Annotated in this window: 22 protein-coding genes; 9 read left to right on the forward strand and 13 right to left on the reverse strand. The window is 72.5% G+C overall.

What is annotated here, in order from left to right:
• Positions 1-84 precede the first annotated feature (84 nt).
• From ACGF5O_RS13455 to otsB, 5 genes are all read right to left on the reverse strand, one after another.
• Positions 85-1,596: a trehalose-6-phosphate synthase gene (locus tag ACGF5O_RS13455; protein WP_393810013.1), complete on the reverse strand. Its 1,512-nt coding sequence runs from the start codon at positions 1,594-1,596 to the stop codon at positions 85-87.
• A 98-nt stretch (positions 1,597-1,694) separates the two neighbouring features.
• Positions 1,695-2,762: a zinc-binding dehydrogenase gene (locus ACGF5O_RS13460; protein WP_393810014.1), complete on the reverse strand. Its 1,068-nt coding sequence runs from the start codon at positions 2,760-2,762 to the stop codon at positions 1,695-1,697.
• Between the two features lie 64 nt (positions 2,763-2,826).
• Positions 2,827-4,041, reverse strand: coding sequence for an acyl-CoA dehydrogenase family protein (locus tag ACGF5O_RS13465; protein WP_393810015.1), 1,215 nt, complete (start codon positions 4,039-4,041; stop codon positions 2,827-2,829).
• A 629-nt stretch (positions 4,042-4,670) separates the two neighbouring features.
• On the reverse strand, positions 4,671-5,645 hold the full coding sequence (locus tag ACGF5O_RS13470; protein ID WP_393810016.1) for a ParB/RepB/Spo0J family partition protein: 975 nt from the start codon (positions 5,643-5,645) through the stop codon (positions 4,671-4,673).
• Positions 5,642-6,556, reverse strand: a complete 915-nt coding sequence (otsB, locus tag ACGF5O_RS13475) for a trehalose-phosphatase (RefSeq protein ID WP_393810017.1) — start codon at positions 6,554-6,556, stop codon at positions 5,642-5,644. The genes ACGF5O_RS13470 and otsB overlap by 4 nt, the downstream gene beginning before the upstream one ends.
• 650 nt (positions 6,557-7,206) lie before the next feature.
• Between otsB and ACGF5O_RS13480 the strand changes: the two genes are divergently transcribed.
• Complete coding sequence (locus ACGF5O_RS13480) at positions 7,207-8,283, forward strand: helix-turn-helix domain-containing protein (protein ID WP_393810018.1); 1,077 nt, start codon at positions 7,207-7,209, stop codon at positions 8,281-8,283.
• A gap of 78 nt (positions 8,284-8,361) precedes the next feature.
• Here the strand turns inward: ACGF5O_RS13480 and ACGF5O_RS13485 are convergent, their stop codons facing one another.
• Entirely contained in the window at positions 8,362-9,606 is a 1,245-nt protein-coding gene (locus ACGF5O_RS13485; protein ID WP_393810019.1) for an Ig-like domain-containing protein, read from the reverse strand.
• Between the two features lie 223 nt (positions 9,607-9,829).
• Complete coding sequence (locus ACGF5O_RS13490) at positions 9,830-10,174, reverse strand: hypothetical protein (protein ID WP_388906555.1); 345 nt, start codon at positions 10,172-10,174, stop codon at positions 9,830-9,832.
• 110 nt (positions 10,175-10,284) lie between these two features.
• Between ACGF5O_RS13490 and ACGF5O_RS13495 the strand changes: the two genes are divergently transcribed.
• Positions 10,285-10,602: an LAETG motif-containing sortase-dependent surface protein gene (locus ACGF5O_RS13495; RefSeq protein WP_093499425.1), complete on the forward strand. Its 318-nt coding sequence runs from the start codon at positions 10,285-10,287 to the stop codon at positions 10,600-10,602.
• A 41-nt stretch (positions 10,603-10,643) separates the two neighbouring features.
• Positions 10,644-11,426, forward strand: a complete 783-nt coding sequence (locus ACGF5O_RS13500) for a hypothetical protein (RefSeq protein ID WP_393810020.1) — start codon at positions 10,644-10,646, stop codon at positions 11,424-11,426.
• A gap of 88 nt (positions 11,427-11,514) precedes the next feature.
• Here the strand turns inward: ACGF5O_RS13500 and hutH are convergent, their stop codons facing one another.
• The 3 genes from hutH to ACGF5O_RS13515 all read right to left on the reverse strand — a co-directional run bounded on the left by hutH (position 11,515) and on the right by ACGF5O_RS13515 (position 15,292).
• Entirely contained in the window at positions 11,515-13,053 is a 1,539-nt protein-coding gene (gene hutH, locus ACGF5O_RS13505) for a histidine ammonia-lyase (RefSeq protein WP_393810142.1), read from the reverse strand.
• Between the two features lie 76 nt (positions 13,054-13,129).
• Entirely contained in the window at positions 13,130-14,275 is a 1,146-nt protein-coding gene (locus ACGF5O_RS13510) for a diguanylate cyclase domain-containing protein (protein ID WP_393810021.1), read from the reverse strand.
• Between the two features lie 222 nt (positions 14,276-14,497).
• The gene (locus tag ACGF5O_RS13515; protein ID WP_393810022.1) at positions 14,498-15,292 is read right to left on the reverse strand and encodes an enoyl-CoA hydratase/isomerase family protein; all 795 of its coding nucleotides are present in this window, start codon (positions 15,290-15,292) and stop codon (positions 14,498-14,500) included.
• 213 nt (positions 15,293-15,505) lie between these two features.
• On the opposite strand from ACGF5O_RS13515, the gene ACGF5O_RS13520 reads away from it, so the two are divergent.
• A complete protein-coding gene (locus tag ACGF5O_RS13520) occupies positions 15,506-16,183 on the forward strand; it encodes a hypothetical protein (protein ID WP_393810023.1) in 678 nt (225 codons plus the stop codon).
• A gap of 120 nt (positions 16,184-16,303) precedes the next feature.
• Here the strand turns inward: ACGF5O_RS13520 and ACGF5O_RS13525 are convergent, their stop codons facing one another.
• Both ACGF5O_RS13525 and ACGF5O_RS13530 read right to left on the reverse strand, forming a co-directional pair.
• Positions 16,304-17,419, reverse strand: a complete 1,116-nt coding sequence (locus ACGF5O_RS13525; protein WP_362595042.1) for an adenylate/guanylate cyclase domain-containing protein — start codon at positions 17,417-17,419, stop codon at positions 16,304-16,306.
• A 331-nt stretch (positions 17,420-17,750) separates the two neighbouring features.
• Entirely contained in the window at positions 17,751-18,626 is an 876-nt protein-coding gene (locus ACGF5O_RS13530; RefSeq protein ID WP_393810024.1) for a biotin--[acetyl-CoA-carboxylase] ligase, read from the reverse strand.
• A 110-nt stretch (positions 18,627-18,736) separates the two neighbouring features.
• Here ACGF5O_RS13530 and ACGF5O_RS13535 point away from each other — a divergent pair, with 110 nt between their 5' ends.
• From ACGF5O_RS13535 to ACGF5O_RS13550, 4 genes are all read left to right on the forward strand, one after another.
• Complete coding sequence (locus ACGF5O_RS13535) at positions 18,737-20,329, forward strand: acyl-CoA carboxylase subunit beta (protein ID WP_393810025.1); 1,593 nt, start codon at positions 18,737-18,739, stop codon at positions 20,327-20,329.
• Between the two features lie 9 nt (positions 20,330-20,338).
• Entirely contained in the window at positions 20,339-20,548 is a 210-nt protein-coding gene (locus tag ACGF5O_RS13540) for an acyl-CoA carboxylase epsilon subunit (protein ID WP_393810026.1), read from the forward strand.
• Positions 20,549-20,684: 136 nt separating this feature from the next.
• A complete protein-coding gene (mmpB, locus tag ACGF5O_RS13545; protein WP_362595034.1) occupies positions 20,685-20,813 on the forward strand; it encodes a morphogenic membrane protein MmpB in 129 nt (42 codons plus the stop codon).
• Positions 20,814-20,851: 38 nt separating this feature from the next.
• Positions 20,852-21,454, forward strand: a complete 603-nt coding sequence (locus tag ACGF5O_RS13550; RefSeq protein WP_362595032.1) for a nucleoside triphosphate pyrophosphatase — start codon at positions 20,852-20,854, stop codon at positions 21,452-21,454.
• Here ACGF5O_RS13550 and ACGF5O_RS13555 read toward each other — a convergent pair.
• Positions 21,426-21,980: a hypothetical protein gene (locus ACGF5O_RS13555; RefSeq protein ID WP_393810027.1), complete on the reverse strand. Its 555-nt coding sequence runs from the start codon at positions 21,978-21,980 to the stop codon at positions 21,426-21,428. The two genes, ACGF5O_RS13550 and ACGF5O_RS13555, sit on opposite strands and share 29 nt — an antisense overlap.
• A 382-nt stretch (positions 21,981-22,362) precedes the next feature.
• Here ACGF5O_RS13555 and ACGF5O_RS13560 point away from each other — a divergent pair, with 382 nt between their 5' ends.
• Positions 22,363-24,135 carry an acetyl/propionyl/methylcrotonyl-CoA carboxylase subunit alpha gene (locus ACGF5O_RS13560; protein ID WP_393810028.1) on the forward strand — a complete coding sequence of 591 codons (1,773 nt, stop codon included), beginning with the start codon at positions 22,363-22,365 and terminating at the stop codon, positions 24,133-24,135.
• Positions 24,136-24,310 lie beyond the last annotated feature (175 nt).

Consider the following 24,310-nt stretch of genomic DNA (forward strand, 5'->3'; position numbering starts at 1 on the left):
CGAACGGTGCGGACGCGTGGTGTCGGTCGGGGCATGGTGGATACGTGCTCTTCGTGAAAGGGCGTCAGGGGACGTCGGAGTTCGTCAGGCGACGCTGCTCGCGCGGGGGGCCGGGTCGCCGGTGTCCGTCAGGAGCGCGCCGTGTCCGGCGCCGCCGAGGGCGGTGAGGAAGGAGCGGGCCCAGTGGTGGACGTCCCGCTCGCGCAGGTGCCGGCGCATCTCCTGCATACGGCGCCGGCCGTCCGCCGGGTCCAGGGTGAGGGCGGTGGCCATGACGTCCTGGAGTTCGTGCCGGTGGTGCGGGTTGACCAGCAGGGCCCGGGTGAGCTCCTGGGCCGCGCCCGCGAACTCGCTGAGCACCAGCGCGCCGCCCAGGTCGGGGCGGGCGGCGACGAACTCCTTCGCGACCAGGTTCATGCCGTCGCGCAGCGGTGTCACCAGCATGACGTCGGCGGCCCGGTAGAGGGCCGCGAGTTCGGTGCGGTCGACGGTGGTGTGCAGGTAGTGCACCGGGACCTGGCCGACCCGCCCGAAGGCGCCGTTGACGTGCCCGACCCGGGCCTCGATGCGGGCACGCTGGCGCCGGTAGTGCTCGACGCGCTCGCGGCTCGGGGTGGCGATCTGGACGAGGACGGTGTCCCCGGCGGTGGCCCGGCCGTCGGCGAGGAGCCCCTCGAACGCGCGCAGCCGCTGGTCGATGCCCTTGGTGTAGTCGAGGCGGTCGACGCCGAGCATGATCCTGCGGTGCTCGCCCAGTTGCCGGCGGATCTGCCCGGCCCGTTCCCGTACGGTCTCGCCCGCGGCCAGCTCCTCCAGACCGGCCGCGTCGACGGAGATCGGGAAGGCGCCGACGCGGACCTCGCGGTCGCCCACGAGGACGGTGCCGAGGACGGACGAGCGGGGTGCGTGGCCGACGCTCTCCGCCCGCCGCAGCCGCCGCACCAGGTGCAGGAAGTTCTGCGCCCCGCCCGGGAGTTGGAAGCCGACCAGGTCGGCGCCGAGCAGTCCGTCGACGATCTGGCCGCGCCAGGGCAGCTGGAGGAAGAGTTCGGGCGGCGGGAAGGGGATGTGCAGGAAGAAGCCGATGCGTACGTCGGGCCGCAGGGCACGCAGCAGTTCGGGGACGAGCATCAGCTGGTAGTCCTGGATCCAGACGGTCGCCCCGGGTGCGGCGAGGGCCGCCGCGTGCCGGGCGAAGCGCTGGTTGACCCGCTGGTAGCTCTGCCACCAGCCGCGGTCGAAGTCGGGCGGCACCACCACGTCGTGGAAGAGCGGCCACAGCGTGGTGTTCGAGAAGCCCTCGTAGTACTCCCGGTACTCGGTCTCGTCCAGCGGGACCGCGTGCAGCCGGACGTCCTCACCGGGCAGCTCCGCCGGTGCCCCGCCGGCGGTGGTCCCGGCCCACCCCGCCCAGGCGCCCCGGCGGGCCCGCAGGATGGGTTCCAGAGCACTGACGAGTCCCCCCGGGCTGCGCCGCCAGCGCGGCCCGTCCGGACCGTTGGTGTCCAGGTGAACCGGTAGACGGTTGGCCACTACGACGAAGTCCGCGTCGGAGGCGACGGATGCGAGGGGCTGGCTGGTCCTGGGCGTGTCCACGTCCTTGCTTTCCCTTCTGGGGGCGGGGTGACCGCGCCCCGAGGGGCGCGGGGAACTGCGCGACCAGCCACGACGAACCCGCAGACGAACAACGGCCCCTACAGCGGAGCGTCCGCGCGGAAGTCGACGATCGTCTTGAGGTCGGTGGTGCTCCGGTAGTTCTTGAAGATCTCCACGAGCCCGTCGTAGTCCCGGAAGCTGTGCACGGTGGAGAGCAGGCGCCTGCCGTCGACGATGCCGGACAGCAGCATCTGCATGGCCGCCTGGATCACGTTCGCGGAGTGGTGCATCGGGAACGCGGTGACGTCGAAGGGCGAGGCGCTGATGTTGATGCCCTTGGCGAGCATCAGCCAGGTGTCGAACTTCTGCATCTCCTGGGAGGCCCCGTACAGCACGTACCGTCCCTTGGGCTTCAGCCGGCGCATCGCCACCCGGCGGGGGTCCTTCTCCTCGTCCTCGACGCGCACGGTGGGCAGCGCGTCGAAGACGTAGTCGAAGGTGTTCTCGGCGACCTCCGCGATGAGCTCCTCGGGCAGGTAGGCGCGCTCGGAGAAGTGCTCCGCGGCATGCTGGTTGCGCATCGGGTTGGCGTCGACGGACACCACCTGGTTCGGGGCGAACAGGCGCCTGATGACGCTGCCGGCGATGATGCCGATCGGGCCGGTGCCCATGATGAGGACCCGGTCGCCGATCTTCGGCGGGTTGCCCAGCAGGGAGCGGAGCGCTCCGGTGGTCGGCTCGATGAAGGAGGCCTGGAGGTCGTCGAGGGCGTCGGGGATCTTCACGGCGGCGGCCCGCAGGTCGTCGTTGAAGTTGCGGTCGGCCCAGAACACGTCCTCCTTGACCTCGCCGGAGAAGACCGGGCGCAGCGACCGGTACTCGGCGAAGCCGCCGAAGTCGGTCTGCCCCCAGTAGACGATCCGGTCGCCGATCGCGATGTCGGAGCGGGTGAACTCCGGCCCCTTCTCGACGACTTCGCCGAGGTATTCGTGGCCAAGGATCACCGGGTACCCGGAGGGGAAGAGGTGCCCTTCGAAGAAGGAGATGTCGGTCGAGCAGATCGAGACGCAGCGGGTGCGCAGCAGCAGGCCGTCGGCGGGTGCCGCCGGGCGCGGCACGTCGGCGAGTACGGTCTGGCGCGGGGCGAGGAGCTGAAAGGCCTTCATGGTCTGCATGGTTGTCCTTCCGGGCAGGTCGCGGTCGGGGAGGTGGGGCCGGTTCCGGGGCGGTTCAGCGGCGCATGGCGAGGCCGCCGCCGAGCAGGTACCGACCCGCCATCTCGACGTTGGTGGGCGAGAGGGTGATGTGCTTCGCTGCCGAGTGCGCGTCGCGGAAGTAGCGTTCGAGCAGGCTGCTCGCGTACAGCGAGGAGGTGCCCGCCACGGTGAACAGCGAGGTGATCGCCGCGCAGCTCAGCTCGGCGACGGTCGCCGCGGTCAGCCGGACCGTGGCGCTCAGCGCGTCGCCGCCGGTCTCGCCGTACCGCTCGGCGTGCCAGCCCGCGTCCGTGAGCAGCAGCCGGGCGGCCCGTACCTTCGCCTCCGCGCGGGCGTACCGGTCCTGGACGGTGTGGCCGGCGGCCAGCGTGCTCGTGCCGGCGGCCGGCCGCTTGGTGAGGGCGAGCCGCTGGAACTCGCGCAGCGCGCCGCGGGCGGCGCCCAGCACGGTGGACGACGAGCCGAACAGCCCGAAGTCGTAGTAGCTGATGCCGTAGCCGCGGGACGGGCGGGCGGACGGTGCGGCGAACATGTCCCGCTGGTCGATGGTGTACTGCTCGGCGACGAACACGTCGTCGACCTCGTAGTCCTCGCTGCCGGTGCCGCGCAGGCCGAGGGTGTGCCAGTTGTCCAGCATCCGTACGGCGGACTTCGGGACGAACAGCATCCGGATCTCCGGGCCGCCCCCGTCCGTCGTGCGGGGCGCGCCGCCGGCGGTGACGCGGGCCGCGCACACCAGCCAGGCGGCGTGCGCCGAGCCGCTGGCGAAGCCCCAGCGGCCGGCGAGACGGTAGCCGCCGTCGACCGCCTCGGCGGTGCCGGTCGGATTGACCGAGCCGACCACCAACGCGTCCTGGTCCAGGAACAGTTCGCGGGCCTGCGGCTCCGGCAGGTAGTCCGAGAGCCGTCCGATGGCCGCCTGCACCCCCATCTGCCAGCCGATCGCCGGGTCGAGCCGGGCCAGCGCCTGGAGCGCCTGCGAGCCGGTCTCCAACGGCACCTGCGCGCCGCCCAGTTCACGGGAGACCAGCATCCGGGGGAACCCGGCGTCCCGCAGCGCCTCGAACACCGGGAGCGGCGAGAACCGCTGCCGTTCGCCCTCCTCGCGCCACTTCTCGATGACGGGGGCGACCGCGTCGGCCCGGCCGAGCCAGTCGGCCGTCTCCGCCGGCACGGGTTTCCCGTCGAGCAGGGCGAAGGTCTCCCCGCCCTCGTGGTTGTGGTCCATACCCACCTCCTTCAAGTCGCTGGGAGCGTAGGCAGCGCGAACACGTGTGCAATACGGGAAACCGGGCGGTACGAGCACCCGCCGAACGGCGATTCCGACGGCCCTCCGCACCCGGCAAAGAGCGGCACGCGGGCCCGGCAAGGAACGGCAAAGGGGGCGGGCCGACGAAGATCAGGTGCAGCCCCGGCGGGACCCTGCGGCGCCGCACGCACGACGCCAGGGCCGGGGCCCCACGGCACACAGCCCCGACGACGGAGACGACCGGCCCACAACACAACCCAACCGCAGAGGCGGCCGGTTCACAGCAACCCCGACGGCGGAGACCACCGACCCACGACACAAACCCGACCGCAGAGGCGGCCGGTCCACGGCAACCCCGACGGCGGAGACCACCGGCCCACAGCACAACCCCAACCGCGAAGGCGGCCGGCCCACAGCACAACCCCAACCACGAAAACCACCGGCCCACAGCACAAGCCCGACCGCGGAGGCGGCCGGTTCGCGGCGGGCTTCGTGAGGTGGTGAGTGCACGGGGCGGCGTCGCAGCCTTCCGGGCGACGGAGGAGGGCGGCCCGCAGGAGTCTGCGGGCCGCCCTGAAGTGGTGGTCGGCGTGGAGGGGAGGGCAGGTTCAGCCGGTCTGTTCGAGCAGGCCGGCGAAGGCCAGCCACAGGTCGATGTGCTGGTGGACGGCGGCGATCAGCGCGGCTCGGCAGTGGCCGGGCAGGGCGTCCGCCAGTACCGCGCCCTCGGCGCCGAGGAGCGCGCGGTTGTCGAGCATCCGCAGCAGTTGCCGCCCGGGGTCCGAGAAGCGGACCGAGGGGTCGCGGGCGAGCGCGGCGAGGGGGTCCGTGGCCGGGGCACGGCGCCGCGCCGGGCGGGCGAGGGCGTCGGCGGGAGCGACCGCGGCCGGCGGGGCGGCTTCCCCGGACGCGGCGGCCCGCCGCACCGGGACGGGGTCCTCGCCCCGCTCCACCCGCGCCCGCACGTCCCGGGCGGTGCCCACCGAGACCCCGGCGGCGGAGGCGATCCGGCGCAGTGACGCGTCCGGATGCGCGCGCAGATACGCGGCGGCGCGTTCCCGGCCCGCGGAGGGGTCCACGGGCCGGGTCCGGCCGTCCCGTCCCACCCGGGTGTTCAACTGGGGTCCGTCCCCGGATGAACGCGTCCGCAGGATCGCGACGGTCTTCGTGGACAAACCGGTGGCCTGGGCGATCGCCCGGTTCGACCACTCCGGGTAGGCGGTCAGGACGCGGCGGGCGGCCGCCGAGCGCTCCTGCTGGCTGAGCCGCCGCCCGTGGTGCAGGTTGGCCCGCACGGAGGCCACGAACGTCTCCCGCTCGTCGCCGTCGAAGAACCGCACGTCGATCTCGGGGCGGCCGGCCAGCAGCGCCGCGGTCAGCCGGTGCATGCCGTCGACGACCCGCAGGGTGCGGCGGTTCACCAGGATCGGGGGGAGTTCGCCGATCTCCATGAGGGATCTGGCGTAGGCCAGGTCCACGTCCTCGGCCCGGGGCGAGTCGGCGGGCGCCAGTGCGGTGACCGGCACGCTCTGCACCTGGGACAGGACCGGGTCCGGCCGGGTGGGGGGTGGGGAGGTGGTCATGGCCGGCGGTCCACGAGCCCGCGGCCGAGGACGGCGAGCAGCGCGGCCACCCCGGCGGGGCCGGGCACCCGCAGGTCGCAGTGGTCCCGCAGCTCCGGGACGGCCTCGGCGGGCAGGGCGGGCGCGCTGTAGACGGTGACGGCGGGCAGCCCCTGGGCCCGGCGTCCGGTCAGCAGCCGCAGGACCGGGAGGTCGGCGAGGTCGTCACCGGCGTACAGCACGGCGTGCGCGGGCCGTTCGGCGAGGAACCCGGCCAGGGCCGTGGCCTTGTCGACGCCGTGCGGCCGTACCTCCAGGACCAGGCGGCCCGCCTCGACCCGCAGCCCTAGGTCGTCGGCGAGCGCCCGCACCGGGGGTGCCAGGAGCCGCAGGGCGGCACCGGGGTCGGGACAGCCGCGGGTGTGCACGCCGATGCTGTGCGCCTTGTCCTCGACGCGGGCGCCGGCGCCGTGCCGGGCCACCAGCGGGCCCAGCCGCCGGCGCAGTTCGGCGATCGCCGGGTGCGGTGCGGGGGTGCGCAGCCGGCCCGTCGCCGAGTCCCAGCGCTGGAGGCCGTAGTGGCCGAGCACCGTGATCCGGGGCGCGCCGGTACCGGTGCGCAGGGCGGCGGCGGAGACGACGTAACCCGCCGGGCGGCCGGTCGCGATCACCACGCGCATCCCGTGCCGGGCGAGGGTGACGAGGGCCGCGAGGGCCTGCGGCAGCGGGCGGGCGGTGGCGGGGTCGGTGACGATCGGGGCGAGGGTGCCGTCGAAGTCGACGGCCACGACCGCCTGCGCGGGCCGGTCGAGGAGAGCCCTGAGGCCCTCCGAGCCCGCGGGTGAGATCCCCGCGGAACCGGCCTTGCGCAAGGCCGGCCACAGCTCTTCGTCCGCCGTGCGGACAGGGCGAAGCGATGACGTGCTGGTCATGGTCGGTGTCTCCGTTGGCGTCCACATGTGGAAAGACGGGCGCTGAGGCGGCCGGGAACATCGGCGGTCCACGGCCGGTGGCCCTCGTCCGGACGGCCGGCCGCCTGGCGGCGGGGCATCGGTCACCGGTGCGGAGGGAGGCGCGGCGGTTCACATTCGCGAGGAGTTCACATACGCGAGGAACGAGGCCTCGGGTGAGAAGACGTCACATGGGCGGGCAGGACCGGGGACACCGGAGATCAGTGCCGGGCGACCGCGGCGGCGCCGCCTTCGGCGCGCTTTCGGCCACGATCGTGCTGTTGCTGTACATGCTCGGACATCCCCCGTCGTGTGTTCACACGCGTTCACACGTACTTCTGCGCAGAGGCGAGTCCACAGCGCGGCGGCCTTCGAAGGCCAGGGGAAGTTGTGGCCGATCGGACACAAGCGGCCAACTCCCGGCCCGCCGGCCCCGGTCCACCCGCTCGGGCGCCGCCCGGACGCCGGGCCTCCGGTCCGGTCCCGCGACCGCCGGCCCTTCGCCCGCACCGCACCGACCTGCGAGGACGGCGCCCGTCCGGTATTTCGCACTAACATCCGGCAGATTCGGGGGTCGGTGCGGACCCTACCCGGATGTACAGAATTCAATGAAGCAAACGGGGAGGAAGATTGTGGACAGCAGGCCACCCGGAGACGCGCGGCTCATTGACAGATCCGAAGGATTCTCCACCACGGCCTCGGAGCTCCTCGACCAGACCGTCAGCACCCTGACGGCGCTCACGGGTCCGGACACCGCCGCGAGCTACCGGACCCTGGCCGAAACGGATGGTCCCGTTCCGTTGGCGGACGCCGACCGGCGGCTCGGCGGCCCGGGAAACGCCACCCGGCTGCTGGACCTGGGGCTCGCGCACGTCCTGCCGCACGACCCCCCGGTCCTCGCGGCGGCGGCCCCGTTACCGGCCCTGGAAGCGGCGTTGGCCCACAAGCAGCACGAACTCAACGCCCAGTACGACATCGTCGCCCGCTCCCAGCGGGAGGCCGCGCACATCCGCCGGCTCGCGCACCGGCAGGCCCAGGAGGCCACCTCGCACCGGCTCGCCCGGGTGCTCACCGACTCCGACGACATCGCGGCCCTGTCCAACACCATCGGCACGGCGGCCACGGCGGAGCACCTGACGCTGGAGACGTTCCGCTACGACCTGCCCCTGTCGGAGGGCTCCGCGCAGCCGCCCACGGCCGCCTCGATCGCCCGGGGCGTCCGGCACCGCAGCATCTACGAGGCCGCCTTCCTGAGCGATCCCGTGGGCGCCGGGATCATCGAGCGCTGTGCCGCGGCCGGCGAGGAGATACGGCTACTGCCGCGGCTGCAGATGAAACTGAAGGTCACCGACGGCGCCCAGGCGCTGCTGGCGCTCACCCCGACCGGTTCCAGCGCGGCCCTGCACCTGACCTCGCCGGTCGCGGTGGACGCGCTGCGCCACTACTTCGAGCTGCTGTGGCGCGAGGCCCGGCCGCTGACGCTCTCCGGTTCCTCCGGCTACGGGGACCGGGAGGGGCAGCGCCACGAGATCGCCGCGCTGATGCGGCAGGGCCTCAAGGACGAGGCGATCGCCCGGCGCCTCGGGCTGACCCCGCGCACCGTGCGCCGCCGGATCAGCGAGTTCATGGAGGAACTCGCCGCCGAGACCCGCTTCGCCGCGGGCGCCGAGGCCCAGCGCCGCGGCTGGTTCGACGCACCGGCCGAGTAACTCCCCCGCAGTCCCCGCGAACGCCGAAGGCGGCCGTCCCCCGCGGGACGGCCGCCTTCGCTACCGCTCTCGGACGGCTCAGACGGCCGAACCGGCCTTCCAGTCGGCCCAGTTCATGTTCCAGCCGTTGAGGCCGTTGTCGGGGGCCACGGTCTTGTCGCCGGTGTGGGAGATGACCACCACGTCACCGACGATCGAGTGGCTGTACATCCAGTAGGCCGGCGTGCTGGTGTCGTTGGCGCCCTTGGTGTCGGACAGGCCCACGCAGCCGTGGCTGGTGTTCACCGCGCCGAAGACGGACTTGGCGCCCCAGTAGTTGCCGTGCAGGAAGGTGCCGGAGCTGGTGAGGCGGATGGCGTGCGGCACGTCCTTGATGTCGTACTCGCCCTTGCCGTCGCTGTCGGTGAAGCCCACGGTCGCGCCGTTCATGCGCGTCTCCTTGAACTTCTCGGACATCACCATGACGCCGTTGTACGTCTTGTTCTCGGGCGAACCGGCGGAGATCGGGATGGTCTTGACGGTCTTGCCGTCCTGGGTGACCTTCATCTCCTTGGTCTGGGCGTCGACGTAGGAGACCTGGTTGCGGCCGATGTGGAAGGTGACCGTCTTCTGCTGGACGCCGTAGACACCGGAGGCGCCCTGCACACCGTCGAGCGCCAGCTTCAGCGTGACGGTGGAGTTCTCCTTCCAGTAGTCCTCGGGGCGGCAGTCCATGCGCTGGGTGGAGAACCAGTGGCAGGCGACCTCCTGGCCGCTGCTGGAGGTGACCGTGATGCCCTTCTGGACGGCGGCCTTGTCGGTGATCTGCTTGTCGAAGTTGATCGACACGGGCATGCCGACGCCGACGGTCGAGCCGTCCTCGGGGGTGAAGGTGCCTATGAAGCTGTTGGTCGGGGAGACCGTGGTGAAGGAGGCGTTCTCGTGCGCGACCAGACCGGCGGAGTCCTTGGCCTCGGCGGCCACCTTGTAGGTGGTGGACCGCTCCAGCTGGGCGGTCGGCTTCCAGCTGGTCTTGTCGGCGGACAGCGCGCCGGCGACCGCGGTGCCGTCGGCGGTGGTCATGGTGACGCCGGTGAGCGTGCCCTTGCTGACGGTGACGGCCGCGGAGTTGTTGATCGACGCGTTGGCCGAGCCGTCCTTGGGTGTGATGGTGATGTCGGCCTTCGACGACTTCTTGGCCGCGGCCTCGTCCGCCTGGGCCTGCGAGCTCTGGCCGCTGCCGGACGCCTTGTCGTCGCTCCCGGAACACGCCGTGAGCACCAGTACACCGCCGAGCAGTGCGGACGCGGCCACCAGGCCCTTGCGCCGCTTACTGTCCGTCATCACACGCTTCTCCATCGTTGCCGAGTCCGCGAACACACCGAGAGCCCCCGTCAGGAACCTTCAACGCTACGGCCGCGCCGTCCCGTTCCACACTCTCCGGATCTGTGGGGCACACCACGTCCCCCGGGGCGGCCGGTGCGGAAGTGACCGGTCCGCGCGCCCCCTGAGACGACGAAACCCCGGACGGCGGTTGCCGCCCGGGGTCACCGGTTCCCCGGATCGCTCAGCCGATGCCGCCCTCTTCGTCGTCGCCTTCGCCATCATCCTCGTCGAGATCCCAGTCCGGCGAATCCGGATCGTAGGAAATCCGCTCGCTGGACCAGGAGGCCTGCTGGAGCTCGACCCCGGGCACCTCGCTGACCAGGTCGAACGGATCGACAAGATAGGCGAGCGCCTCGGCGGTGTCTTCCGTCACAGCGGCCTCGGCCTGGGTCCGCTCCTCGCCGGGCAGGTCGGGATCCCCGGCGATCCGGCGCAACGCGGCCTTGGTGAGTTCACCGGCGTCCTCGACTTCGAGGACCAGCTCCACCCGAAGCCGTACAAAACGTGATGTCTCTGGAGTGCTCATGGCGGGAGCGTACGACCGAAACCTCCCGTGACTTTCCCGTGACCCGCGATTTTCACTAACATCGGCCCACACGGCCAATTCGCCAGCGTCACAAGGGGGATCGATATTCCGTGTCATCCGCTCGCCGCCCGTTGCTGACCGCCACCGCCGCAGGCACGCTCCTGTGCGCACTGTGGTTCGTCCCGTCCGCCCACGCGTCGCAGGACGCCCCGGCGAGAACCGGCACGTCGGAGAGTACGGCGACCCGGGTCACCCAGCAGGCGAGGGCGCTGTCCGAGGCCACCTCCGAGGCGACCGGGGACGCCACCCACCTCGCCGACACCGGCAGCCCGGACACCACCCCGTACGTCGTCGGCGGCACCCTTTTCCTCGCCGTCGGCGCGGGCTTCGTGGTCTATTCGGTCCGCCGGGAACGCCTTGAGTTCTAAATAACTTGACCGATCCTTGACCCGGGACTCACAGTCCTCTCATGAAGAGATCATCGGGCGTGCGGACCTGCGCCCTCGCCGTCGGCGGCGCACTCTCCCTCGCCCTCATCACGGGCTGCTCCGACGGGAGTTCCACGGACACCTCGGGCACCGCGCGGAAGGCGTCCGCCGTCAAGGCGCTGAGCACCGGGGAGTTGAAGCAGCGGATCCTCGCGCAGGACGAGGTGGACGGCTACAAGGTCAACGCGATCGGCGAGGCCGCGCCGACCCGGAGCACCGTCAAGTCGAGCGACGACAAGTGCCGTCCGCTGGCCTACGTCCTCACCGGCCTCGCCCCGGCCGACCCGGCGACCGAGATCGGCCGCACGGTACGCGAGGACAAGAAGGACCCGACCGACGACGCGACCTCCCTCGACGACATGGCCGACGGCAAGTTCGAGAGCGCGCTCAAGGACTCCCTGAACCTGGACATCACCTCGCTCGACCTGTCGTCGTACGACGGCGACGGCGCCCAGCAGGCGCTGCGGGCCGTCTCGACCGCCCTCAAGGAGTGCGCGACGGGCTTCACGGGCGGCACCTCCGCCGACGCCCAGAAGGTCACCGAGGTGACGCCCACCAAGGCGTCCGGGTCGGGCGACGAGTCGGTCGCCTTCACCGCCACCACCGACATGGACGGCGACAAGGGCCCACTGCACGCCGAGGTCGTCCGCCACGGCAACACGGTCGCCACGTACTTCACGATGAACATCGGCGCGATGATGACCGGCAAGACGTACACGGTCCCACCGGCAGTGATCAAGGCCCAGTCGGCGAAGCTGAACTGACCGATGTTTCGAAGGGGCGCTCACCGGAGCGCCCCTCAGGGGCGCGGGGAACTGCGCGACCAGCCCCCACCCACCCGCGGCCAAGCAACTACCGCAGCGCCCCGGTCACCTTCTCCGCCGCCGCCACAACTCCCCCGCCCCGCACGAACTCCTCCGCCGCGGCGAGGTCGGGAGAGAGGAACCGGTCGGGCCCAGGCCCCCGCACCCCCGCGGAGCGCACCGCGTCGATCACCGCCCGGGACGCCGGCGCCGGCGCCAGCCCCTCCCGCAACTCGACGGCCCGGCTGGCCGCGTACAGCTCGACGGCGATGATCCGCGTCAGATTCCCCACGGCCGTCCGCAGCTTGCGCGCCGCCGACCACCCCATCGACACGTGGTCCTCCTGCATCGCCGAGGACGGGATCGAGTCGGCCGACGCCGGAACGGCAAGCCGCTTCAACTCGCTGACCAGTGCCGCCTGCGTGTACTGGGCGATCATCAGCCCCGAGTCGACGCCGGCGTCGTCCGCCAGGAACGGCGGCAGCCCGTGGCTGCGGTTCTTGTCCAGCAGCCGGTCCGTGCGCCGCTCGGCGATGGACCCGAGGTCGGCCACCGCGATGGCGAGGAAGTCGAGGACGTAGGCGACCGGCGCGCCATGGAAGTTGCCGTTGGACTCGACCCGCCCGTCGGGCAGCACCACGGGGTTGTCGACGGCCGACGCCAGCTCCCGCTCGGCGACCAGCCGGGCGTGCGCGAGGGTGTCCCGCCCGGCCCCGGCGACCTGCGGAGCACACCGCACCGAGTACGCGTCCTGGACGCGCGGCGCGTCGTCCTGGTGGTGCCCGGTCAGCTGGGAGCCCTGGAGCACGGCGAGCATGTTGGCGGCGCTGTCGCCCTGCCCCGGGTGCGGCCGGATGGCGTGCAGCTCGGGCGCGAGCACCCGGTCCGTGCCGAGCAGCGCCTCCAGGCTCAACGCGGCCGTGACGTCGGCCGACTTGTAGAGCATGTCCAGGTCGGCGAGTGCCATGACCAGCATGCCGAGCATGCCGTCGGTGCCGTTGAGGAGGGCAAGACCCTCCTTCTCGCGCAGTTCGACAGGCGCGATCCCGTGCTCGGCGAGCAGCTCACCGGCGGGCCGTACGACCCCGTCCGGGCCCTCGGCATCCCCCTCGCCCATGAGCGTCAGAGCACAGTGCGACAGCGGGGCCAGGTCCCCGGAGCAGCCCAGCGAGCCGTACTCGTGCACGACCGGGGTGATGCCGGCGTTCAGCACGTCGGCCATGGTCTGCGCGACCTCGGGACGCACACCGGTGTGCCCGGAGCAGACGGTCTTCAGGCGCAGGAACATCAGGGCCCGTACGACCTCGCGCTCCACCCGGGGACCCATGCCGGCCGCGTGCGAGCGGACGATGTTGCGCTGCAGCTGGGCCCGCAGCTCCGGACTGATGTGCCGGGTCGCCAGGGCGCCGAAGCCGGTGCTGACGCCGTAGACCGGCTCCGGCTTGGCCGCCAGCGCGTCCACGATCTCGCGGGCCGCCGCGAGGGCCGCGACCGCCTCCGCGGACAGTTCGATCCGGGCGCCGCCGCGCGCCACGGCGAGAACGTCGGACGCGGTGACACCGGACGTCCCCACCACCACAGTGTGCATATCCATATTCAGGAGCGTACGCAGTGAATGCAGCCGCTGTCACTAGTGGGGCACGGGGTTGCCCCTTACTTGTACGTCACAGCCCCCGGCGTCCGCGGAAGCTCCGCCGCTCCGCCCGCTCCGACGGCGGCGCGTCGGCCAGCCGCACGACAGGGTCGTCCGGCCCCTCCCGCCCGGCCACCACCGGCCGCTCGGCGTGCAGCGCCTTGGCCCGGTACTGGGCCGCGTCGGCGAGTCGGAACAGCCGACGGCCGGAGCGCACGGGACCGATCGGGTCCGCGGTCGAGGCGACCCCGCACGCGACGCCCTCACCCAGCTCCAACTCCCCTGCCCGGCGGCAGAGTTCACCGGCCGCCTCGACCACGTCGTCGGCCGGCGGGCCGACCGCCAGCAGACAGAACTCGTCCCCGCCGAGCCGCGCGGCCAGCGCGCCCGGAAGCATCGCCCCGCAGAGCGACAGCACCGAGCCGAACCGCTCCAGAAGACGGTCGCCGACGGCGTGCCCACAGGTGTCGTTGACCTTCTTCAGCCCGTTGAGATCGCAGACGACCAGGCTGACCACGACCCCCTCCGCGCGGTGCTGCTCGACCGCCTCGTCGAGCCGTACGTCGACGGCACGGCGGTTGGCGAGCCCGGTGAGGGCGTCGGTGTACGCGAGCCGGCGGGCCTCCTCCAACTGCTCGGTCTGCGCGATCCCGGCGGCGACGACGGAGGCGAGGACGGTGGCGAAGTCGGCGTCGGCACGGTCGAAGACGGGGGCGCGGACGGCGCGGGCCACGTACAGCTCGCCCCAGGCCCTGCCGTGCAGGACGATCGGGGCGACCAGGCAGCAGCCGCGGCCCCGGCGGCGCAGGGCGTCGACACGGCGGTGGGAGTAACCGGGGCGGCCGGCGGCGGGACCCTCGGCCGTCTCGACCCAGGCGTTGGGGCCGCCGCCGCCCGCCCAGCGTTCATGGAGGAACTCGGTGATCTCCGGGAACTGGTGCACCGGATAGGCCTCGGCCTCCGGGAACTCCTCCTCGTCGGGGGCGCGCTCCCCCACGTTCACGAGGACCCGGAGCCGGCCGAGTTCGCGCTCCCAGACGGAGAGCGCGGCGAAGCTGCCGTCCAGCGCACGGCAGGCGCCGGTCGCGGCGGCGTGCCAGCACTCACGTGGGGTGTGAGCCGCGGCCATGCCCTGCGCTAGCGCCACGACGGCGGCGAGCCGGTTGTCCTCACCCATTACTCCAGGTTAGGGAGGATTTGGTTTATTCGAGACGTTGATGGGGCGAACAGGTGCGTCGCGGACTGCGAGCCGGTGGGGCCTCTCGCGCAGTTCCCCGCGCCCCTGAAGACAAAAACACAGCTGCGGGCAGTCGTGCCGCTGGGGCGGCACGGGTGGGCGCGGCGGCACCCGGCCGGCGCCGGTAAGCGTCCCCACCTCCCGGCCCCACCCACCCGCACGTCACTCCCCCGGCCACTCCGGCGGACGCTTCTCGTTGAACGCCGCGACCCCCTCCGCCCGGTCCCCCGAGAACGCCACCGTCCGCCACGCCGCGTCCTCCACCTCCAGCCCCGTCCGCAGATCCAGCCCGTGCCCGAGCCGCAACGCCCGCTTCGCCGCCCGCAGCCCCACCGGCGAGTTCGCCGCCATCCGCGCCGCCAGCTCCAGCGCCGCCTCCCGGTCCCGCCCCGCCTCCACCAGCTCGTCGACCAGACCCAGCGCACGCGCCTCCGGCGCCGGCACCCGCCGCGCCGAGAAGATCAGCTCGGCCGCGCGGGCCGCCCCCACTCGGCGGGGCAGCAGCTGCGTACCGCCGCCGCCCGGGATCACGCCCACCGACACCTCGGGCAGGCCCACCACGGCCGTGGCGTCGGCCACGATCACGTCGCAGGACAGGGCCAGTTCGAAGCCCCCGCCGAGCGCGTAACCGTGCACGGCGGCGATCGTCGGCATCGGCAGCTCCAGCACACCGGTGTACGCCCCGCGCGAGAGCGGACGCGACCGGAGCAGCTCCGCGTCGGTCATCGCGTTGCGCTCCTTCAGGTCGGCGCCGACGCAGAACGCCCGCTCGTGCGAGGAGGTCAGCACGACCACCCGGACATCCCGGTCGGCGCCCAGCGCGGCGCACGCGGCCACGATCGAACGCGACATCTCCGCCGACACCGCGTTCATGGCCTTGGGCCGGTCCAGCACCAGCTCCGTGACGTGACCGTGCCGTCGTACCAGCACGAACTCCCCGAACCGCTCCTCGCTCACGACACACCCTCCGGTTAACGCGGGTTAACAGCCTGGCCCCGATCATCCCAGCCGAGTTGCGAACGGGAAAGGGCGACCACCCGGTTCCCGCGCCCACCCCCGGCAACCCGTTCGAGTGACATCCCGCCCAAGTCACGCCTCACCGCCCAGGGGAGCGCATAACGTGCGCTCGCCATGCGCATCGGGGGCGCGAGGGCATCGGGAGGGATCGTGATGACCGAGTCGTCGACACAGCCGACGCGAGAAACCGACCTCACGGCCGCGGAGCCGACGCCGGACGCGGACTCCACGCCGCTGTCCGCCGCGAACCCCGCACCGACGCCGGCCGCGCGCACCGCCCCCGCCGGCCCGCGCCTGTTCGTCCCCCACCCCCGAGGCCGGCACCGCCGCCCCCGACCCCGCAGGGTCCTGCTCGTCGCAGGCGGTATCGCGCTGGCCGCCGGGGCCCTGAGCCTCGTCCGGGTGAGCGTCGGTCCGGGCGCCGGCGCACCCGGCGCCGCAGAGGCGGAACCGGGCCCCGGTCCGGACGCCGGGACAGGCCGGTCGACCCCCGCCGCCGCCACGGTCGCCGGCGCCACCGCCATCCCCCGGCCGAGCCTCTCACCCGCCTCGGTGACGGGCGGGGCGAGCACGGCACCGACGACGACCTCCACCGTCGTACCCCTCCCGGCCACGACGCCCCCGAGCCCGCCCGCCGCACCGGGCACGACCACCATCCCGGAGTCCCCCAACCCGCCTGCCCCCTCGGCCACCCCACGGCCCGCCTCGACCCCGCCCCGGAACACGCCCGCCCCCACCCCCACACCGCAGCCCTCCGCCCCCGGCCTGCCGGGCCTCTGCGTCCCGGTCATCGGCCTGTGCGTCGACGCGGCGGGAACACCGGGCGGCTGACGTCGATCTCACTGCGGAAACAGCGGAAACATCCGGCACGGCAGGTCGGATGACGGACCGGCAGCAGTGGCGGTACCCGGGGGCCGGGCCCGGACAGATGCACTTCCCGGGAGGCCGGGCCTACGCGGGCGGGACCGCCCCGTCGCGGCGGGTGAGCAGCCAGGGTTCCACGACCCCCAGGCCACGCACCGGGCGCTGCCACATCGGTTGGAGTGCGAAGCGGTACACGGGGGGCTCCTCGCCCTCCTTCTCGGCGGTCGCCGCCTCCTCCGCGGCGGCCGCCTCCGAGGCCGGCGCCTCGCCCACCCGGATCAGCTCCTCCGCGAACGCGCTGTCGACGAGCACGGCGTCGCGCGGGGCTATCGAGGTGAGACGGGAGGCCAGGTTCACGGTCGTACCGAAGACATCGCCCATTCGGGTGGTGACCGTGCCGAAGGCCATGCCGACGCGGAGTTCCGGCATCGTCTCGTCGTTCGCCATGGTCTCGACGAGGCGCAGCGCGATGTCGGCGGCGACACCGGCGTCGTCTGCGGCGTACAGGACCTCGTCGCCGAGGGTCTTGATGAGCCGGCCGCCGCGGGCCGCCACCAGGTCGGCGGCGGTGGTCTCGAAGGCCTCGACCAGCTCGCCGAGTTCCTCCTCCTCCATGCGCCGGGTCAGCCGGGTGAACCCGACGAGATCGGCGAAGCCGACGGCGAGGCGGCGGTCGACCATCTCCTCGTCGTCGGTGGCCTGCACGACCCGGCCGGCCGAGGCGGCGAGCTGGCGGCGCCAGACGTAGACGAGGAACTCCTCCAGCTCGGGCAGGAGCAGTTCGACGATCGGGTACGTGACCTCGGTGCGGGTCATGCCCGGCTCGGGCGGCTCGGTCAGGCCCTCCAGGAAGGAATCCATCTGCCACTCGGCCAGACGGGCGGTGGTCTGCCCCGTGGACCGGGCCACCTGCACGGCCATGGCCTCGCTGAGCAGCCCCGCCTCGACGAGGCCGGCGAGCCGGCGCAGGGCCAGTACGTCGGCCTCCGTCAGCGCCTTGGCCTGGCCGATGTCGGCGAAGCCCATCGCCCGCCAGAACCGCGAGGCCAGCTCCATGGAGACACCGGCGCTGCGGGCCGCCTGGAAGGGCGTGTAGCGGCGCTCGGCCCCGAGGATCAGGCCTTCGAGACGCAGCGCGAGGGGGTCCTCGCCGGAGTCGGCGGCGTCCGCGCCCGCGCCGGAGCCCGTGTCGTCGACGGTCACGCCTGCTGCCCTTCCGATCTACCGCGGTCGCATACCGACCAGGCTCAACTCTACGGCAGCTGTGCGGTAGCTCACTTCGTGAGGAAAGCCGACATCGCGGTGGTGAGGGGTCGAGTTTCGAGTGCCGGCGAGTGGGGGTTGCCCGCGCCCCTTGCGGGGCCCACCCAGCCGCGGGCAGCCGGTCCACCGCGAGCCGGTGGGGGCTGTTCGCGCAGTTCCCCGCGCCCCTTGCGGGGCTACTCAGCTGCGGGCCGGCGTGGCGCAGGGCGGCACGGGTGGGCGTGGCGGTACCCGGTGAGCGCCGGTGAGTGTCCCCACCCCCAGCCCACCCTCACGCAGCCCGCAGGTGGACGATGTCGCCCGCGCCCACCGGCTCCTGGACCCCCTCCTTCGTGGCGATCACCAGCCTCCCGTCGCCGTCGATCGCCACCGCCTCCCCGACCAGCTCACGGTCCCCGGGCAGCTCCGCCCGCACCGTCCGCCCCAGCGTCGCGCAGCCCGCCGCGTACGCCTCCTGGAGCCCGCTCGCGCCCGGATCGCCGCCGGCCCCGCGCCAGCGCCCGTACCAGTCCTCCAGGGACCGCAGGACGGCCCTCAGCAGCGTCTCCCGGTCGGTGCTCACCGCCCCGGCCAGCGCCAGCGAAGCGGCCTGCGGCACCGGCAGTTCCGCCGCGCGGAGCGTGACGTTGATGCCGACGCCGACCACCACCCCGTCCTCGCCGGCCCGCTCCGCGAGGATGCCCCCGGCCTTGCGCTCCTCGTGACCGACGGTGACGAGGAGGTCGTTCGGCCACTTGAGCGCCGTGTCGACGCCCGCGCCCCGCGCCAGCCCCGTCGCCACCGCCACCCCCGTGAGCAGCGGCAGCCAGCCCCAGCGGGCCACCGGCACCTCGGCCGGCTTCAGCAGCACCGAGAAGAACAGACCCGAGCGGGCCGGCGCCGTCCACTGCCGGTCAAGGCGGCCCCGCCCCGCCGTCTGCTCCTCGGCGACCAGCACCGCGCCCTCGTCGGCGTCCCCCGCGACGGCCCGGGCCACCAGGTCGGAATTGGTGGAGCCGGTGCGGTCCACGATCTCGATGTCGCGGTACAGGCCCCCCTGCCCGCCGTCCCGCACCAGGGCCCTGCGCAGCCCGGCCCCGTTCAGCGGTGGACGGTCCAGGTCGGACCAACGATTGTTGTTCGCGTCTGCTGCGTCTCGCGGCGTCATGCAAGCCACCCTAGGTGTGTTGTACGCCGCACTGCCGTTTGGTAGGCGCCCCACTACGCTACGGATGAGTAACCGTCCCCCCTTTTGAGCAGGCAGGGAGCCGCATCCCGATGTCCGAGCCGGAAGAGATCGACATTCACACGACCGCGGGGAAGCTCGCGGATCTCCAGCGCCGTGTCCACGAAGCGACACACGCCGGTTCGGAGCGCGCCGTAGAAAAGCAGCACGCCAAGGGCAAGCTGACGGCCCGTGAGCGGATCGAGCTGCTCCTCGACGAGGGCTCCTTCATCGAACTGGACGAGTTCGCCCGGCACCGGTCCACCAACTTCGGCCTGGAGAAGAACCGCCCCTACGGGGACGGCGTCGTCACCGGGTACGGCACGGTCGACGGCCGTCCCGTCGCCGTCTTCTCCCAGGACTTCACCGTCTTCGGCGGCGCCCTCGGCGAGGTGTACGGCCAGAAGATCGTCAAGGTCATGGACTTCGCCCTGAAGACCGGCTGCCCGGTCATCGGCATCAACGACTCCGGCGGCGCCCGCATCCAGGAGGGCGTCGCCTCCCTCGGCGCGTACGGCGAGATCTTCCGCCGCAACACCCACGCCAGCGGCGTGATCCCGCAGATCTCGCTCGTCGTCGGGCCCTGCGCCGGCGGCGCCGTGTACTCGCCGGCCATCACCGACTTCACGGTCATGGTCGACCAGACGTCCCACATGTTCATCACGGGCCCTGACGTCATCAAGACGGTCACCGGCGAGGACGTCGGCTTCGAGGAGCTGGGCGGCGCCCGGACCCACAACTCCGTCTCCGGCGTGGCCCACCACATGGCCGGCGACGAGAAGGACGCCGTCGAGTACGTCAAGCAGCTGCTGTCGTACCTGCCGTCCAACAACCTCTCCGAGCCCCCGGTCTTCCCCGAGGAGGCCGACCTCGCCGTCACCGACGAGGACCGCGAGCTGGACACCCTGGTCCCGGACAGCGCGAACCAGCCGTACGACATCCACACGGTGATCGAACACGTCGTCGACGACGGCGAGTTCTTCGAGACACAGGCCCTGTTCGCCCCGAACATCGTCACCGGCTTCGGCCGCGTGGAGGGCCACCCGGTCGGCATCGTCGCCAACCAGCCCATGCAGTTCGCCGGCTGCCTGGACATCAAGGCGAGCGAGAAGGCCTCCCGCTTCGTCCGCACCTGCGACGCCTTCAACGTCCCGGTCATCACCTTCGTCGACGTCCCCGGCTTCCTGCCCGGCGTCGACCAGGAGCACGACGGCATCATCCGCCGCGGCGCCAAGCTGATCTACGCCTACGCCGAGGCGACGGTCCCGCTGATCACCGTCATCACCCGCAAGGCCTTCGGCGGCGCCTACGACGTCATGGGCTCCAAGCACCTGGGCGCCGACCTCAACCTGGCCTGGCCCACCGCCCAGATCGCGGTCATGGGCGCCCAGGGCGCGGTCAACATCCTGCACCGCCGCACCATCGCCGAGGCGGAGGCCTCAGGAGAGGACGAGGCCACCCGGGCGCGGCTCATCCAGGAGTACGAGGACGCCCTCCTCAACCCCTACACGGCGGCCGAACGCGGCTACATCGACGCCGTCATCATGCCGTCGGACACCCGCCGCCACGTCGTACGGGGCCTGCGCCAGCTCCGCACCAAGCGCGAGTCCCTGCCCCCGAAGAAGCACGGCAACATCCCCCTCTAAGGAGCCGCTGTGACGATCAAGGTCATACGGGGCAACCCGACCCCGGAGGAACTGGCCGCCGCCCTGGCGGTCGTCCGGGCACGCGCGGCGGCCCTGGCGGCCGTTCCTCCCGGCATCCCACGACCGGCAAGCGCCTGGTCCGACCCCGGCCGCGTCGCCCAGCAGCGCGTCCCGGCACCGAGCCCGACCGCCTGGAGCCGCACTTACTGGCCGGCCTAGTGGCAACAGCCCCGGGGGCGCGGGGCTGTATCAATATGCGGCTCCGCCGCGTGGGCGCACTCAAGAGGAACCCCGGCACCCAATTTGAGTACCCCTACTCAGGCGCCGCCCCCCGGCCAAGCCCCACGCTGGTGACATGCTGTGGTCGGACCCCGAAGACGAGCCGCCGAAGGACCTGCAGGACATGCAGAACACCCTCCGGCGGCTCGGCGTCTTCCTGGCCCTGGTCATGATCGTCCTGATGATCGTGCTCGGCGTGAGGTGAGCAGCCCCCCTGTCGGCCCGCCCCGATACGCTGCCCCCATGCGCAGACTCGTCCTCGCCTCCCAGTCCCCCGCCCGGCTGAACCTCCTGCGCCAGGCGGGTCTCGCCCCCGAGGTGATCGTCAGCGGCGTCGACGAGGACGCCGTCACCGCCCCCACCCCGGCCGACCTGGCCCTCGCCCTCGCGGAGGCGAAGGCGTCCGTGGTCGCCGCCCGCCCCGACGTCCAGGGCGCGATCGTCATCGGCTGCGACTCCGTGCTGGACCTCGACGGCCAGGCCCTGGGCAAGCCGGGCGACGCCGAGGAGGCCACCGCCCGCTGGAAGTCGATGCGCGGCCGGGCCGGCACCCTGCAGACCGGGCACTGCGTCTGGGACACGGCGAGCAAGCGCTGGGTGTCGGCGACCGCGTCCACGGTCGTACGGTTCGGCGAGCCCACCGACGAGGAGATCGCCGCGTACGTCGCCACGGGCGAACCGCTCTACGTGGCGGGAGCGTTCACCCTGGACGGCCGCAGCGCGCCGTTCATCGAGGGCATCGACGGCGACCACGGCAACGTGATCGGCATCAGCCTGCCCCTGGTCCGCCGGCTGCTGGCGGAGCTCGGCGTAGGCATCACGGAGTTGTGGGCGCCGGCGGAGTGAACGGCCCCGCGGGCGGCGTGTCGTTCTTCGCCTCCGCCCCCGGTCCCGCCGCCGGCTCCGGCTCCTCGGCACTCGCGGGTCCGGAACCGCCCTCTCCCCCGCCGTCGGTCTCCGTACCCGCCCCGCCGGCCCCGTCCACCTGGTCGTACGTCATCAGGAGCAGGACGACGAGGGCGAGGACGATCACCATGTACAGGAACGCCCGCCAGCCGACCAGCCCCCACGACACGGCGCCCAGGAGGCCGTGCACGACCGCCACGCTGATCAGCAGCACCCGGCCGAGGCCGGCGGGCGGCCGGTTGCGGACGGCGACCAGGAGGGCCACCAGGCCGCACAGGGCGAAGTACAGGCCGAAGACCACGGCACCGGCCTTCGCGGACATCGACATCCGGTCCGGGTCGAGGCCGGCCAGCGACATGTCCTGGCGGTCGACGACCACCCCCATGAACCAGTTGAGCGCGGCGATGCCGAATGCCTCGGCGAAGAGTACGACCGCCACGACCCACGCCACCGGTCTGCGCACCACCGGTCCCCACCCACTTTCGTTCACGGCCCGACCGCTCGGCCAAGCCGGTGTTACTTGAAGTTCGTTCAAGACATCGCGAACGCTACTAACGGGTAAACCGCGGGACAAGGGTCCGGTCGGCAGCAAAGAAACGTTGGGCCATTCGTAGGGACTCAACAAAGAAACGGAGTGGGGCGCGGCACGCTCTCACAGAGACCTTGACCACATGACGGGGCTAGGGTTTCCCGAAGGAGTCCTGCGTACCGAGGTGCGACAAGGGATTTCCCGGGTCGGGTGACTCTCGCATCACGCTCCGTGTGGGCAAGGTCACCACTGGGGACGGGTCGAAGTGCCGTGTCGGCAGTCCCTAAACTCGGCTTGTTTCAAGGAGGGAGCCTCAATCGTGCGCAAGGTGCTCATCGCCAACCGTGGCGAAATCGCTGTCCGCGTGGCCCGGGCCTGCCGGGACGCCGGGATCGCGAGCGTGGCCGTCTACGCGGATCCGGACCGGGACGCTCTGCACGTCCGCGCCGCGGATGAGGCGTTCGCCCTGGGCGGTGACACCCCCGCCACCAGCTACCTGGACATCTCCAAGGTCCTCAACGCCGCCCGCGAAGCAGGCGCGGACGCCGTCCACCCGGGCTACGGCTTCCTCTCCGAGAACGCGGAGTTCGCCCAGGCGGTCCTGGACGCGGGTCTGACCTGGATCGGCCCGCCGCCGCAGGCCATCCGCGACCTGGGCGACAAGGTGGCCGCCCGGCACATCGCCCAGCGCGCCGGTGCCCCGCTGGTGGCCGGCACCCCGGACCCGGTGAACGGCGCCGACGAGGTCGTGGCGTTCGCCGAGGAGCACGGCCTGCCGATCGCCATCAAGGCGGCCTTCGGCGGCGGCGGGCGCGGCCTGAAGGTCGCCCGCACCCTCGAAGAGGTCCCGGAGCTGTACGACTCGGCCGTCCGTGAGGCCGTCGCCGCCTTCGGACGCGGCGAGTGCTTCGTGGAGCGCTACCTGGACCGCCCCCGGCACGTGGAGACCCAGTGCCTGGCCGACACCCACGGCAACGTGGTGGTCGTCTCCACCCGTGACTGCTCGCTCCAGCGCCGCCACCAGAAGCTGGTCGAGGAGGCCCCCGCGCCGTTCCTCTCCGAGGCCCAGGTCGCCGAGCTGTACCGCGCCTCCAAGGCCATCCTCAAGGAGGCCGGCTACGTCGGCGCGGGCACCTGCGAGTTCCTCGTCGGCCAGGACGGCACGATCTCCTTCCTGGAGGTCAACACCCGCCTCCAGGTCGAGCACCCGGTGACCGAAGAGGTCGCCGGCATCGACCTGGTCCGCGAGATGTTCCGCATCGCCGACGGCGAGGCGCTCGGCTACGACGACCCCGAGCTGCGCGGTCATTCGTTCGAGTTCCGCATCAACGGCGAGGACCCGGGCCGCAACTTCCTGCCCGCGCCCGGCACGGTCACCCGCTTCGACGCCCCCTCGGGCCCCGGTGTCCGCCTGGACGCGGGTGTGGAGGCCGGCTCGGTCATCGGCCCCGCCTGGGACTCGCTCCTCGCCAAGCTGGTCGTCACCGGCCGCACCCGCGCGGAGGCCCTGCAGCGGGCCGCCCGTGCCCTGGACGAGTTCCAGGTCGAGGGCATGGCCACGGCGATCCCGTTCCACCGCGTCGTCGTCCGCGACCCGGCGTTCGCCCCCGAGCTGGGCGGCTCCGAGGACCCCTTCACGGTCCACACCCGCTGGATCGAGACCGAGTTCGTCAACGAGATCAAGCCCTTCACCGCCCCGGCCGACGCCGAGGCCGAGGAGGAGGCCGGCCGTGAGACGGTCGTCGTCGAGGTCGGCGGCAAGCGCCTGGAGGTCTCCCTCCCGGCGTCCCTGGGCATGACCCTGGCCCGCACCGGCCTCGCCGCCGGCGCCAAGCCGAAGCGCCGCGCCGCCAAGAAGTCCGGCCCGGCCGCCTCCGGCGACACCCTCGCCTCGCCCATGCAGGGCACGATCGTCAAGGTCGCGGTCGAGGAGGGCCAGGAGGTCAAGGAGGGCGACCTGATCGTCGTACTCGAAGCGATGAAGATGGAGCAGCCGCTCAACGCCCACAAGGCCGGCACCGTGAAGGGTCTCGCCGCCGAGGTCGGTGCGTCCCTCACCTCGGGCGCCGTGATCTGCGAGATCAAGGACTGACGCCACCCCGCAGCGCACCGCCCGGCGAACATCACCCGTTCGCCGGGCACCCGGCTTTCCGGACGGTTTTCCGAACCGGAGGCCGTGCCGCACCAGGGGACTCAGGCGTCAGAAACCCGGGGGCGCCGGGGGTACCCCCGGCCGAAGGCCGGCTGGGGGAGGAACTGCGCGACCC

Origin of the sequence: Streptomyces sp. NPDC048291 (assembly GCF_043201715.1) — a bacterium.
Lineage (GTDB): Bacteria > Actinomycetota > Actinomycetes > Streptomycetales > Streptomycetaceae > Streptomyces.